The organism is Trinickia symbiotica (assembly GCF_003028655.1).
In the GTDB taxonomy this organism is placed as follows: domain Bacteria; phylum Pseudomonadota; class Gammaproteobacteria; order Burkholderiales; family Burkholderiaceae; genus Trinickia; species Trinickia symbiotica_A.
Map to the genome: position 1 here is coordinate 63,241 of NZ_PYUC01000020.1, position 13,731 is coordinate 76,971.

Annotated in this window: 12 protein-coding genes; 4 read left to right on the forward strand and 8 right to left on the reverse strand. The window is 63.7% G+C overall.

Annotation, left to right across the window (positions count from 1 at the left end; genetic code table 11):
* Positions 1 to 79 precede the first annotated feature (79 nt).
* Entirely contained in the window at positions 80 to 559 is a 480-nt protein-coding gene (locus tag C9I57_RS28780; protein WP_107153952.1) for a response regulator, read from the forward strand.
* A gap of 294 nt (positions 560 to 853) precedes the next feature.
* Here C9I57_RS28780 and C9I57_RS28785 read toward each other — a convergent pair whose 3' ends face one another.
* Both C9I57_RS28785 and C9I57_RS28790 read right to left on the reverse strand, forming a co-directional pair.
* Positions 854 to 1,585, reverse strand: a complete 732-nt coding sequence (locus C9I57_RS28785; protein ID WP_107153953.1) for a LytR/AlgR family response regulator transcription factor — start codon at positions 1,583 to 1,585, stop codon at positions 854 to 856.
* Between the two features lies 1 nt (position 1,586).
* The gene (locus C9I57_RS28790) at positions 1,587 to 2,660 is read right to left on the reverse strand and encodes a sensor histidine kinase (RefSeq protein WP_107153954.1); all 1,074 of its coding nucleotides are present in this window, start codon (positions 2,658 to 2,660) and stop codon (positions 1,587 to 1,589) included.
* Between the two features lie 241 nt (positions 2,661 to 2,901).
* On the opposite strand from C9I57_RS28790, the gene C9I57_RS28795 reads away from it, so the two are divergent.
* Entirely contained in the window at positions 2,902 to 3,435 is a 534-nt protein-coding gene (locus C9I57_RS28795) for a hypothetical protein (protein ID WP_107153955.1), read from the forward strand.
* Between the two features lie 151 nt (positions 3,436 to 3,586).
* Here C9I57_RS28795 and C9I57_RS28800 read toward each other — a convergent pair whose 3' ends face one another.
* From C9I57_RS28800 to C9I57_RS28820, 5 genes are all read right to left on the reverse strand, one after another.
* Positions 3,587 to 4,420: an OmpW/AlkL family protein gene (locus C9I57_RS28800; protein ID WP_107153956.1), complete on the reverse strand. Its 834-nt coding sequence runs from the start codon at positions 4,418 to 4,420 to the stop codon at positions 3,587 to 3,589.
* Positions 4,421 to 4,542: 122 nt separating this feature from the next.
* Positions 4,543 to 5,811: a DUF2957 domain-containing protein gene (locus C9I57_RS28805; protein ID WP_107153957.1), complete on the reverse strand. Its 1,269-nt coding sequence runs from the start codon at positions 5,809 to 5,811 to the stop codon at positions 4,543 to 4,545.
* A 134-nt stretch (positions 5,812 to 5,945) separates the two neighbouring features.
* On the reverse strand, positions 5,946 to 7,319 hold the full coding sequence (locus tag C9I57_RS28810) for a DUF2957 domain-containing protein (protein ID WP_181321987.1): 1,374 nt from the start codon (positions 7,317 to 7,319) through the stop codon (positions 5,946 to 5,948).
* Between the two features lie 519 nt (positions 7,320 to 7,838).
* Complete coding sequence (gene argC / locus C9I57_RS28815) at positions 7,839 to 8,789, reverse strand: N-acetyl-gamma-glutamyl-phosphate reductase (RefSeq protein ID WP_107153959.1); 951 nt, start codon at positions 8,787 to 8,789, stop codon at positions 7,839 to 7,841.
* Between the two features lie 165 nt (positions 8,790 to 8,954).
* Positions 8,955 to 9,524: a YbhB/YbcL family Raf kinase inhibitor-like protein gene (locus tag C9I57_RS28820; RefSeq protein ID WP_107153960.1), complete on the reverse strand. Its 570-nt coding sequence runs from the start codon at positions 9,522 to 9,524 to the stop codon at positions 8,955 to 8,957.
* A 168-nt stretch (positions 9,525 to 9,692) separates the two neighbouring features.
* Between C9I57_RS28820 and C9I57_RS28825 the strand changes: the two genes are divergently transcribed.
* Complete coding sequence (locus tag C9I57_RS28825) at positions 9,693 to 10,412, forward strand: response regulator transcription factor (protein ID WP_107153979.1); 720 nt, start codon at positions 9,693 to 9,695, stop codon at positions 10,410 to 10,412.
* On the opposite strand, the gene C9I57_RS28830 is transcribed toward C9I57_RS28825, so the two are convergent.
* Positions 10,406 to 11,092 carry an orotate phosphoribosyltransferase gene (locus C9I57_RS28830; RefSeq protein WP_107153961.1) on the reverse strand — a complete coding sequence of 229 codons (687 nt, stop codon included), beginning with the start codon at positions 11,090 to 11,092 and terminating at the stop codon, positions 10,406 to 10,408. The two genes, C9I57_RS28825 and C9I57_RS28830, sit on opposite strands and share 7 nt — an antisense overlap.
* Before the next feature lie 351 nt (positions 11,093 to 11,443).
* On the opposite strand from C9I57_RS28830, the gene C9I57_RS28835 reads away from it, so the two are divergent.
* Complete coding sequence (locus C9I57_RS28835; RefSeq protein ID WP_107153962.1) at positions 11,444 to 13,714, forward strand: NADP-dependent malic enzyme; 2,271 nt, start codon at positions 11,444 to 11,446, stop codon at positions 13,712 to 13,714.
* Positions 13,715 to 13,731 lie beyond the last annotated feature (17 nt).

Sequence of the window (13,731 nt, forward strand, 5' to 3'; positions counted from 1 at the left end):
CGATCGATCGATCAAGGGTGGTAGTCGACAGGAATTCGAGGTGAGCTTGACTTCCTCTGACGCAAGTCAAGGACGGGCCATGACGAACATGATGAAATCGGACTCACCGGATACCGGTCGCGCCGCGGTTGCGACGCCGGGCCTCCATGCGAGCCAACAACCTGATCTCGGCACCGCGAAGACCGAAGCCATGCAGCACAAGTGCGTCCTGATCGTGGACCGCGACGCGGAGGCGCTCGCGGGCCTGACGTTCCTGCTCGAATCGATGGGCTACGGCGTCGTCGCGACCCGCGATAATCGCGAAGCCCTCGAAATCGCTCAACGGCGGCTGCCCGACGCGGCGCTGATCGACGTGGGCGCACCGCAGCTCGAAGGGCTGAGCGTGGCGCACGCCTTGCGCGAGATTGCCGGCAAACGTCCGCTTTTGCTGATCGCGCTGACGGGATGGGGCCAGCCGCAATATCGCGAGATGGCGCTCGACGCAGGGTATGACGTCCATTGGGTCAAGCCGATCGGCGCGGATCAGGTGAACTTTCTGCTCTCGATGACGTTCGTATGACTGTTGTCGAAAAGCAACGAATCGCGTCCGATTAGGACAGGTTGTTGCAACGCACCAAGGTCTTTGGTAGAGTAGGAACTGTCTCCTCCATGTCTCCTCTGATATGGATTCAGCCCGCCACTAGGCGGGCTTTTTTTTGGCTGCCGCGCGCATCCAGTGCAGAAACCGCCGATTGACAGACTGACCGCACTGATGGTCCGCGACGGCCGTTTGCCCGATCGAGCTGGGCCCGAAGGCCTCTTCGCCGTTCCTCAGGCGGCCGAAGGACGGTTCCCTTGACGCGGCGACACCTTGTTACATCTGCTTGAAAAGGCCTGCGCAAGCACGGCTGACCGGCAGGACGTCTCCGCTTCCGCGCAAATGGATGCGCTGTCGACCGAGTAGATCGCGTTCGATGTGGTCGATCGCCGCATAGGCGACGATCACACCACGATGCACTTGCGCGAAAAGCTCTGTGTCCAGCCGCTGCAGCATCTCCTTAAGCGGAGTGCGGATCACGTGCCGCTCGCTCGCCGTCACGACCTCCGTATATTTGTCCGCAGCCTGAAAATACAGCACCTCGTCCACCGAGACGAGCCGAGTCTTGTCCCGGAGGCCTACAGTTATCCAGCGAATTGGCGCTGCATCTCGCTGCTCGCCCGCATTTGCCAATAGCGCGGTGTCGGTCGGCGCGGGGCCACCGCGCTGCAACTTTGCGATACAGCGGAGAAGGCGATCATCGGTCACCGGTTTCAGCAAATAGTCGATCGCCGACTGGTCGAATGCCTGAACTGCATACTCGTCATAGGACGTCACGAACACGACGTGCACGTGCGGTACGAGGCCGGCGATTTTCAGACCGTCGATACCCGGCATCCGGATGTCGAGGAACGCGAAATCGGGGCGCTTCGCATTCAGCTCGGCGAGCGCGTCGACGCCGTTGCGCGGCATTCCGACGATCTCGAGCTCGGCCCAGAGTGCGCTGAGACGTGCGGCAAGTTCAGCGGACAGGTTGGGTTCGTCGTCTGCGATCAGGGCGGTAGGCATATCAGGCGATCGGAATATGCAAGGTTGCGGTCACGCCCCGCATGGCGTCGGCATTCGCGGCGACCGACACGCGGCCGCGCTCGCCATAAAGCCTAATCATTCGGGCACGAACGTTCGCAAGTCCGACGCCACCGTGCAACTTCGTGCCGCGGTTGCCGAGCCCCGCACCGGTATCGGTCACGCTCAGGACGAGCAGGTCGCCGTCGCGGGTGCCGCGAATGAGCACTTCACCGCCGTCGACCGACGGCTCGATGCCGTGCAGCAGTGCATTCTCGACGAGGGGCTGCAGTAGGAGTGGCGATAGCGGCAAGGCCCTCAGCGCATCCGGCACGTCGACCGCATAGCGCAGGCGTTCCTCGCCGAGCCGGATCGTCGCGATCTTCAGCAGCGCCTCAACGAGTTCGAGTTCTTCGTCCAACGTGGCCGTAGCCTTGCGCGTGCGGCCCAGGCTCGCGCGGAGATAGCGGTTCAGGCTGTCGAGCATTGTCGTGGCGCGGGTCGGATCGCGTTCTATCAGGCTTTGCACGTTCGCGAGCGTGTTGAACAGGAAATGCGGCTCGATCTGAGCCTGCAGCAGCGCGAGGCGCGCAGCCGTTTCGGCCTGGCGCGCCTCGGCAGCCTCTCGTCGCTGCGTCTCGAGCGAGGTACGCATGCGCGCGGCCTGCACGAACACCGACACGAACGCGGACGCCGCACCCGCGACAATGAACGACGAGCCGTAGGCCAGCCAAACCTTCACGCCTGCGTGTCCGATGAGATGCGGAACGTGCCCGATCGTGGATGCCGCGACCTCGAAACCGATGAATACGCTGGCTGGTGCGACGATCAGGATCTTTGGTACTAGCGCCAGCTTGCCGCGTACGAGTCTGTCTGCAGCGACGCTCAGCAGTGACGCGCTGCAACCGATGCCGTTCGCGACGACCAGATATGGCAGCAACGCCTCGTTGCGGCGCGTGGTCCAGAAGATCAGCCCGACCGCTGAGTTGAAGCAGAACAGAGACAGGAGGGATCGGCCTCGATGCTCGCGGCTGGTATAGGGCGCGGAGGACAGGACAGAAAGCGGCTTGCTTGGCATGGCAGCGAGCTGGGGCGGATTACGGAGATGCTAGCGTAATTGGAGGCGGCGTTACCATCGCCGATCGGCTGCGCCGCGCCTTTAGATCGTTGCACGGGGCGCCCCGCACGGACGTTCGCCGGACGCAAGCGCCGTTCGTCGCCCATTGCCACCGTTCATCGCAAAGTGCGGCGCGCGGCGGGCCCGATCGCTATAGTCGCTGACATAACCGCTGCTTGCGGCGCTCAGGAACAGGTACGCCATGCCCTATCTCCCGACCTACGTCTACGTGTTGTTCTGCTTGCTCGTTTATATCGGCGTAAAGCGCTGCTTCGCGCGCGAAGTCCGGCCGGTGCGTCCGATCCTGTTTCCGGTCTTGTTCGTCGGTCTCGGCATGTCGAGCCTCGACCACCTGTTGCCACGGGCGGGTGTCGAAGCCTACGCGGCGGCTCTCGCAATGCTCATGGTCGGCACGGCGGGCGGCTGGTTCCACGCGCGCGGCTGGCGCCTGCAGTTCAAGACCGGGCGGGAGGGCATGTTCGTGCGCCTGCCGGGCGACGCGAGCCTGCTGATCACGCTACTCCTGACGTTCGTCGCCGAAACGTTCATTCATTACGCGATCGCCACATCGCGGCCGTGGGCGGCCACCAGCACCTTCGCGGTCCTGTCGTTCGCGGTCTGGGGCGGCCTCGTCGGCATGCCGCTCGGACGCGCGATCAACGTGGTGACGCGCTGCGTCCGTCATGCGAACGGTGCGTCGGTGGAAGGCGGCGCGTCCACACTCGAGTCGCGCTGAAGGAGGCATGATCGCCGGCGAGGGCGGAAATTGCGCTCCGTGTCCGCGACGGCCGTTTACCCGATCGAGCTGGACCGGAAGGCCGTTTCCCCGTTCCTCAGGCGTCCGAAGCACGATTCCCTCCAAGCGGCAGCGGACATCAACGCCTCCTTCAGAACTTATAAGACAGGGCGAGGAAGGTGATCAGCGGGTCCGCCGTGAGCTTCCCCTGAGTCACGCCGAGCACCGTCCCGTCCGCGGCCTTGACGATCACCGACGACGTCGTCTTCAGCGGGATATACGTCAGGTTCGCCGTCAGCCCCCAATGCTTCGTGAGGCTGTATGCCGCTCCGACATTGAAGACGGGGGCCCACGAAGGCGACGCCTTGGCCTCGACGCTCGTCGGTCCCGGCTTGTTCGCGCCGGCTGCGAGCACGGCACCGAGGTTATTTTGGGTCGAGGTGACGAAGTTCGGATTGAGCTGAATGTCGGAGAACCAGTTGTACGACACACCGATACCCAAATAAGGCCTGAAGCGCGCCGTCGCCGATCCGAAGTAGTAGTGCAGCAACACGGCCGGGCTCCATTGCCGCACGCTCTTCACGATCGGCTCGTTCGACGGATCGTCGAGATCGACGGTGCCGAGCGCCGCCGCGGGTCCCGGCGGCACGATCTTGCCGCGTCCATACATCTTGAACGTCGGCGGCACGCCCGCCACCGTCGTGAGGGCGATATGGTCCGTGAAGAAGTGGCTGATCACGAGCCCGGCTGTGTCGGCGTTCGTCGTCGACAATCCCGTACCCGGCGAATTGAACGAGCTCGGCAGCCGCAGCGGCGTATCGATCGGCTGCGGCGCGACGCCGGTCGTGAGCGTCGTGCTCGAATCCTGGGGCATGACATGGAACCAGCCGAGCGAGATCACGTTGGCGCCGGCCGCCTGTCCGTGCGCGGCGCCGGAAACGGAAAATGCGAGTGCGGCGGTTGCCGCGATCTGAGTGCGTTTCATTTTTTGTCTCTCCCTTAGCTGCGTTTTCCCGCAGCGTTCTTATCGGTCTTGCGTCGCGCGCCGTCCGGCTCGCATCGAGCGGCGCGTCAGCGCGGTAACGCACGCGGGACAAGCGCAATCCGCTACTGCACCGGCTGCTGCACGAATGCGTTGATCAGGAAGTACGGCGACGACGCATTCGATTGATCGAGATAGCCGAAGACGCCGCCGGTAAAGATGAATTTCCCGGTCGGCGTACTCGAGGACGCACTCGCCGGCCACGACGTGACGACTCCGGGCACACTCTCGGCGAAGCTGAGATCCAGCGCCGTCGCAAGCGAGGCCTGCGAAGGCTGATACGGGTCGAGCATCGTCGCCTGCGTTCCTTCGAGCGCCGTCGCGCGGTAATTGAATTGGCTGTCGACGCCGATGTACTGACCGTTTTGCGAGTTCACCGACACGTTCGCTTGCGGCGCGAGGATCGAGATGCCCGACTCGTCGTCGGCGACGAGCGTGTTCGGATTCGCATACCCGTTGCGGATCAGGATCGGCACGAGCTGATTGTTGAGCTTGCCGACGATGAGATAGCCCGTGCCCTGCGGCTGCGCGGCAAGCGTCGGCTTCGCCTGCCCCTGGAAGTGATCCGTCTCGAACGTGCCGCTGCCGTCCGCCGCGGGTTTCCAGTTGTCGCCGGGTTGCAGGCATTTGCCGGCGTTGACGCCCGTGTTGTCGCATTCGGTCCAGGTGCCGTCGGCATTGATCTTGATCGTGGCGTCGACGGCTACCGGCATGAAGTTCTGCGACGGCACCTGGTGATAGCCGAGCTGATTGTAGGTGCCGGCCACATCGGCGAAGTTCGAGTCGAGCGTCGAAAATCCGATGAACGGGTAGAACGGGAACTTGGTATCGGGCACCGCACCCACTCCGGCCATGCCGTTGTATTGGATTTCCTTGCCCGGAATCGTGCCGCCGAGCACACCAAAGCCGACGAAGATGCGCGACGGCCGGCTCGCATCGAGGCTTACGTTGTTGCCGCTGCTATCGGCGAGGTAGTACGCGCATTGGTTCTGCTTGTCGGTCGGCAGCTTCGTTTCCTGCACGAGCTTGCCAGCTTGCGTCGTGCCGGCGCGCGTTGGCGTGACCGTGCCCGTCGTTTGAGGAACGGCCGACTCGACATAGGTGACCTGCCACGTCATCTTCGTCGTGTCGATTTGCATTTTGACGAGCTCGCCGTCGCCGCCGCCCCCCGTGAAGACGGTGCTGTAATCGAGCGAAGCGGGGCAGAGCCTTTGCACCACGGGCGGCGGCGGATCGCCGCCGCTGGCGGCACTACCGCCGCAGCCCGAAAGAATCACAATCGACGCCGCTAGCGCCGGCGTCATAAGGCCGTTCAGGATTGCCCGAATCATCATGTTTCTCCCTTCGCTCGTTTATCGTTATCGGGCGGCCTCCTCCCTGTCGGTCCGCCCTTTTCATTTATTTCGTACTACTAACTTCTCCCCCCTTCACTGCCTGACGACTTCAACTCGCCGAAAGTCTTCTCTTCTTAACGTGGACCGGCGAACGCACCGATGCCGAAATAAGGCGCGGAGCTCGTCGTTTGCCCGACGATCGCCGAGGAAGGCGTGATGCCTCCGTTCTCCGTGCCTTGCAGCAAGATCGCGTAGAGCCCCCCTATCGTCGAGGTCGGCGAAAAACCTGTCGCGATCGCGTAGCCGGAATTGCCTTGATCGTCTTGAACCGAGAGCAGACCCTGGTTCGACGACGGGTAGGTCAGCGTGAACTTGCTCTCGATCGTGTTCGTTGGTGGGTCGACGAATTTGCCCGATGCGCCCTGGATGATCGTCGCGGTGTACTTGAAATTCGAATCGGCGCCGGCGTAGCCGCCATCGATCGCGCCCGATGCGATAGGGCTCGCGGCGGCGAGCATGGCAATGCCCGATTCGTCGTCGACGGCGAGCGAGAGCAGGTTCGAGTTCGCGTAGCCGGTTCGCACGACGATCGGCACAATCGAGCCGTTGAATTGCCCGAGCACCATGTTCGCGTGCGCGCCGCTGCCGACCGTTGTGCCACCGACGATCGTGGGCGGATTGCTGCTCGTGAAGTAATTGCCCGAGCTGCTAATGGTCCATGCGCTGCCCGTCGTCTTGCAGTTGCCCGATGTCGACGTGCAACTGCCGCTGGCATCGAACGTTTCCGTATCGTTCGTACCGACCGCCGCGTAGTTATCCGACGGTTGCTGGTGATAAAGGAGCGCGTTGTAGGTGCCTTGCAGATCCGCCAGCCGAGTGTCGACTTGCGCAAAGCCGATGAACGGATAGAAATCGAACTTCCTGTCAGGGACGGCAAAAAGCCCGGCCACGCCCGAGAACTGAACCTCCGCGCCCGGAATGCCGCCGCCCGCCACACCGCCTTCGCCGATGAAGATCGTCGGCGGGTTGCTCGAATTGAAGGTTGCCGAAGTCGAGTACGAGGATCCGCCTGACGTGGTGCCTGTGCCCGGCTCCAGAATGAACGCACAGCGGTTCTGCTCGGCCGTCGGCAAGTTCGTCGTGTGCTCGACGGCGCCCGTTATCGTGACGCCGGCACGCGTCGGCATGACGGTTCCCGCTTGCAGCGGAATCGGTGATTGGAGCCACTTGAGTGTGTAAGTCATCGCCGTGGCGTCGATCCGCAGGCTCACGATCTCGCCGCTACCCGCGCCGCCAAGATAAGTGTTGCTGGAAATGGCAGCCGCCGTCGGGCACAGCGATGCAGTCGGCGCCGACGTCGGCGCGCCTTGTGTGCCGCACGCGGCACCCGAGCATTGCGAGGCGCTTGCCGTGGGTGCGCCGTCGCCGCCTCCGCCTCCGCAGGCGGACCATAATGGGGCGCTCGCAACCGCCAATAGCAAGCCCCATGACATGACACGTGAGGACATGCCTTCGTCTCCCTGATCTCATCTCGTTATGCGGCGTAATTTCGCCGTGCATTTATGCGCTGTCAATTGAAAGAGGTGTCTAAATTTCCGAATTCAAACAGCGACGCATGTTCAAAATGCGCATTGCAGCGAGCGATCGAGAGCAAATTGAAACGCAAACCGCGTTTCAATCGGAAGTGCGACAAGATGTAACAGAACGCTTTGGCGAGGTGCGGCGCGCGGCACGGGCGAGGGCCGCCAGACGATGCGGCGCAGAGAGAACGATCGAAGCTCCGGTGTCCTTATGCGGAAAGTAATTCCGGCCGAGTGACGGCATTCGCTCAAGGCGCTGGCTGATTTTTCCGATTGGGATCAGTATCTCGCCGGTGCGACTCGAAATCCCAATATTTGAAGTTTTGCCTCACGATCGGCGCCAATGAAAAAGCCGGCTGAAGCAGCCGGCTTGATCGATCGCGGATTGTCGATTACCGAATGACGTTCCGCGCGGAAAACAATTCGGCGAACTCGCCGATGGCTTCGTCAGCGCACGAGCCCGGTATCCTCGGCCGCGCCGATGCTGAGGTTCATGCATTGGATCGCGGCGCCCGAGGCGCCCTTGCCGAGATTGTCGAGCCGCGCGACGGTCACGAAGCGCTCTTCGTTGCCGAACACGAAGAGGTCGACGCGGTTCGTGTCGTTGTTGGCCTGCACATCGAAGAACCCGCCGTCGAGATTTTCATCCGCATCGAACGGCGCGACGCGCACGAACGCTTCGCCGGCGTAATACTCGGCAAAGAGCGCCTGGATATCGCGCGGCGTGGCGCGCTTCGCGAGTTGCTCGGGCGAGAAGTACGTCGTGACGGCAAGACCCTTATAGAAACTGCCGACGATCGGCGTAAAGATCGGCACGGACTTGAGCCGCGCATGCGCAGCCATCTCGGGCAAATGCTTGTGGCCAAGCGCGAGCGCATAGGCGCGCGGGCTCGCGAGTTTCGCGGCGGGCGGGCTCGCCTCGTAGTCGGCGATCATCTTCTTGCCGCCGCCGCTGTAGCCCGTCAGCGAGTACGAGTGGGCCGGGAACTCGGGCGCGACGATGCCGGCCTCGACGAGTGGGCGCATCGCCAGTACGAATGCCGAGGCATGGCAGCCCGGCACGGCGATGCGCTTCGACGTCCGGATCCGCTCGCGCTGCGCGCGCGTGAGCTCGGGCAGACCGTAGGCCCAATCGGCGTGCGTCCGAAACGCCGTGCTCGCATCGATAACGATGGTCCGGTCGTTCTCGACGAGGCTTGCCGACTCGCGCGAAGCGACATCGGGCAGGCAGAGGAACGTCACATCGGACGCATTGATGAGCCTGCGCCGCTCGTCGATGTCCTTGCGCTTCGCTTCGTCGATCCGCAGCACTTCAACGTCGGCGCGTCGCGACAGGTATTCGTAAATCTTGAGACCTGTCGTGCCTTCCTGTCCGTCGACAAATACTTTCGTGCTCATTTCGCTCTCGTTGAGTGGGGCGGATTGACGTGGTGGCGCGCAGGCGGCGCCCGAAACCGTGATTTTACGGCTTTGCCGTGAATTGTGCGGATTTCACCGCAAATGCCGACGTACCTGGCCCCATCTGTCGTGATGGCGCGACATCGGCCTCGGGCCGGCGGGCCGTCAGCGCCCGTATTTCACCGTGATGCTCGCCTTGCCGAGGATCGACGTGCCGATTTCATGATCGAACATCGGCGCGGGCTGCCCGGGAGCGAGCCGCAGATCCGACGTACCGAGCGCATAAACGGTCACGATGTATCGATGCGTCTGACCCTGCGGCGGGCAGGGGCCGCCATAACCTGGCGTGCCGAAGTCGTTGCTCGCCTCCACCGCATGCATGCGCTTGAGAAAGCCCGACGCGCTCGCATTCGACGGCAATTCGCGCACGTCGGCGGGTATTTCGGCGACAGCCCAATGCCACCAGCCGGCGGGGCCGGGCGCATCGGGATCGAACATCGTGACGGCGAAGCTCTTCGTGCCGGCGGGCACGCCGCTCCAGCGAAGCTGCGGCGATATGTTCTTCCCGTTGCAGCCGCCGCTGTTATAAACGTGTTGGAGACCGACCGCTTTATCCGGCGCGAGATCCTTGCTCGTCACCGCGAACGCGCCCTGCGCGAGGGCGGGCGCCGCAACGCCGACCCATGCCGAGAACGAAAGTGCCACCGATGCAACGACCGACCATCGCGTGCTCATGAGCCGATACTCCTTGCGGGATGGCGAAATGGGAACTCGCGCCGATTGCCGGCCCAAATGACAGTTGGGGCCGGAATCGAGTCTAACATTGCATTTTTCGCCGGTGGCGGCAGCTGCACGATCGGTGCGCACGGCCGTCGGCGCGACCCCGTCAACGACCCCCCGCGGATGAACCTATTGTCGGAATATGAGACGCCGGCGAAGCCGGAAACCACGGCCAACGGCCCAAAGATTCGCGTGATCGTCGCGGACGATCACCCGGTCATTCTGCTTGGGGCGCGGCATGCGCTCGCGCGATTTCCGGACATCGAAGTAGTCGGCGAGGCGCGCCAATCCACGGAGCTCGTCAGAGCCCTGACGAATGCCCGGTGCGACGTGCTGGTGACCGATCTGGCGATGCCCGGAGGCCTGCATGGCGATGGCCTGCCGCTCATCGGCTACGTCAGGCGGCATTTCCCCGCGCTGCCGATCGTCGTGCTGACCATGCTCGAAAACCCCGCGCTGATCCGTCGGCTCGGCGAGATGGGCGTCACCGCCGTTGTCAGCAAGTCGGACGATCTCGCGCATATCGGCCTCGCCGTTCGCTACGTCATGTGCGGCGTGCCTTACGTGGGGCCGTCGGTACGCGGCGCGCACGAGTCGCTCGGCAAGGGCGCCGCAACCAGGCGCGCCGACACGCTGCTTTCGCGGCGCGAGATCGAAGTCGTGCGGCTCTATGTCTCGGGAATGACAATGAAAGAAATCGCCGCGCGCCTCAATCGCAGCATCAAGACGATCAGCACGCACAAGATCGCGGCGCTGCGCAAGCTGGGGCTCGAGCGCGACTCGGAGCTCTTCCAGTATGCGCAAAGCGCCGGTCTAATGAACCTCTCGTCGCCGAGTTACTGAGGCGCGGCCGTCGCCCCGCCGTGCGCGGCCGACCATTCGGCGGGCGCATGCAGGAACTTCTCGACTTCGTCGAGCGTTTTCGTATCGAAGTAGCCCGATGCCTTGGCGACGCGCAGCACGTCCCACCACGTCGCGAGCGCGTGCAGGTCGACGTCGATGTCTTTCAGGACCGACACGCTCTCCTTGAAGATGTTGTAGTGAAAGAGGACGAAGCAGTGGTTCACGCGCGCGCCCGCGGTGCGCAGCGCATTGATGAAGTTGATCTTGCTGCGGCTGTCCGTCGTCAAGTCCTCGACGAGCAGCACGCGCGAGCCTTCCTGCAGAAACCCTTCGATCTGCGCGTTGCGGCCGAAGCCCTTCGGCTTCTTGCGCACGTACTGCATCGGCACCATGAGCCGATCGGCGAGCCAGGCGGCAAACGGAATGCCGGCCGTCTCCCCGCCCGCGACGCCGTCGATCTGCTCGTAGCCGACATCGCGCAGAATCGTCGTTTCGGCCATGTCCATCAGCCCACGGCGCACGCGCGGAAACGAGATCAACTTCCGGCAATCGATATAGACGGGGCTCGCCCATCCCGAAGTGAAGATGAACGGTTTCTCGGCATTGAAGTGCACGGCCTGCACTTCGAGCAGCATCTTGGCGGTCGTGTCGGAGATCGTTTGGCGATCGAAGCCTGTCATGGGCGAGTCCTTGCGGTAGGGGGCGAAGGGCGGCGAAGAAGGCGCCGACATCGTCGCCAAGCGCCGGGGGAGCCGCCCGAGAGCGAGAGCCTGCCTCTCGCGCGTAACCGCGTATTTTACCCGAGTCGCGGCGCCGGCAAGCGGGATCGGCAAGTCACGCGCGCTGCGCGCCAGGCCGCGCCTCCCCTGGGGCTGCCGCTTGCCATCCCATGCGGCATCAGCAGGTGTACACTGGCACCCCCCGCTAAAACGCTTCCCGCCGCCCTTGCTATCCGCCGAGGCACGGCGCTGCGCCGAACCGGCGCCTCTCGAGCGTGCAGGATCATATTTATTACGTCGCGTAGGTCTAATATGGACGAACAACTGAAGCAAAGCGCTCTCGCCTATCACCAGAATCCAAAGCCCGGCAAGATCTCCGTTACTCCGACGAAACCGCTCTCGAATCAGCTCGATCTGTCGCTCGCGTATTCGCCCGGCGTCGCGGCCGCGTGTGAGGCGATCCACGCCGATCCGCTCGATGCGCAGAAGTACACGTCGCGCAGCAATCTGGTCGGCGTGGTGACGAACGGCACGGCCGTGCTCGGTCTCGGCAACATCGGCCCGCTCGCGGCCAAGCCGGTCATGGAGGGCAAGGGCTGTCTCTTCAAGAAGTTCGCCGGCATCGACGTGTTCGACATCGAACTGGCGGAATCGGACCCCGACAAGCTCGTCGACGCCATCGCGATGCTCGAACCGACGCTTGGTGGCATCAACCTTGAAGACATCAAGGCGCCCGAGTGCTTCTACATCGAAAAGAAGCTGCGCGAGCGGATGAAGATCCCCGTCTTCCACGACGATCAGCACGGCACCGCGATCATCGCGTCCGCGGCGATTCTGAACGGCCTGAAGGTCGTGGGCAAGACGCTCGAGAACGTGAAGCTCGTCTGCTCGGGCGCCGGCGCCGCCGCCATCGCCTGTCTTGACCTGCTCGTGAAGCTCGGCCTCCAGAAGGGCAACATTCTCGTCATCGACTCGAAGGGCGTCATCTACGAAGGGCGCGGCAATCTCGATCCGTCGAAGGCCGGCTATGCCGCGCATACGGACGCGCGCACGCTCGACGACGCGATCAGCTCGGCCGATGTCTTCCTCGGCTGCTCGAGCGCCGGCGTGCTCAAGCCCGAGATGGTCATGAAGATGGCCGACAAGCCGCTCATCCTCGCGCTGGCCAACCCCGAGCCCGAGATTCGCCCCGAGGACGCGAAGGCGGTACGGCCGGACGCCATCATCGCGACGGGCCGCTCGGACTATCCGAATCAGGTCAACAACGTTCTTTGCTTCCCGTTCATCTTCCGCGGCGCGCTCGACGTCGGCGCGACGACGATCACCGAGGAAATGAAGCTCGCCTGCGTGCGAGCGATCGCCGAGCTGGCCGAGGAGACGGACCAGGGCGATGAAGTCGCGAAGGCCTATGAAGGACACTCGCTCGAGTTCGGTCCCGAGTACCTCATTCCGAAGCCGTTCGATCCGCGTCTCATCATCAAGATCGCGCCCGCGGTGGCGCAGGCCGCGATGGATTCGGGCGTGGCGACGCGTCCGATCCAGGACATGGACGCCTATCGGGAGCAGCTCGGCGCGACCGTCTACCGCACGGGCATGGTCATGCGCCCGGTCTTCGCGGCAGCGAAGCAGACGGCCGCCCGCATCGTCTTTGCCGAGGGCGAGGACGAGCGCGTGCTGCGCGCCGCCCAGTTCGTGCTGACGGAAAAAATCGCGAAGCCGATCATCATCGGCCGGCCGGCCGTCGTCGAGATGCGCCTGAAGAAGATCGGCTCGCGGCTGAAGGCCGGCGTCGATTTCGAGGTCGTCAATCCTGAAGACGATCCGCGCTATCAGCAATGCTGGCAGGCCTACCACGAGCTCGGCGCGCGCGAAGGCGTGACGCCGGAAATCGCGAAAGCCGCGCTGCGCAAGTTCAATACGTTGATCGGCGCGGTCCTCGTGCGTCTCGGCGATGCCGACGGCATGATCTGCGGCCTCATCGATACGTACGAGAGCCACCTCAAGTACGTCGACCAGGTGCTGGGCCGCTCATCGAGCGCCGAGCACTATGCGGCGATGAACCTGCTGATGCTGCCGGGCCGCAACCTCTTCATCTGCGATACGTACGTCAACGAAGTGCCGAGCGCCGAGCAGCTTGCCGACATGGCGATTCTCGCCGCGTCCGAGATCGAGCGGTTCGGCATCGTGCCGAAGATCGCGCTGCTCTCGAGCTCGAACTTCGGCAGCTCGCGCACGGCTTCGTCGCAGCGTATGGCGGCCGCGCGCAAGCTGATTGCCGAGCGCGCGCCGCAACTCGAAGTCGACGGTGAGATGCACGGCGACGCCGCGCTTTCGGAGATCGTCCGCAAGCAATCGTTCCCCGGCACGACGCTGACCGGCGAGGCGAATCTGCTGCTGATGCCGAACGTCGAGGCGGCGAACATCGCCTACAACCTGCTGAAGATGGTCGGCGGGGAAGGGGTGACGGTCGGACCGTTCCTACTCGGCGCGGCGAAGCCCGTGCACATCCTCACGCCGGCGGCGACGGTGCGGCGGATCATCAACATGACCGCCGTTGCGGCAGCCAATGTGCGCGTCGAATAAGCTGGCTGTCCGCCGCA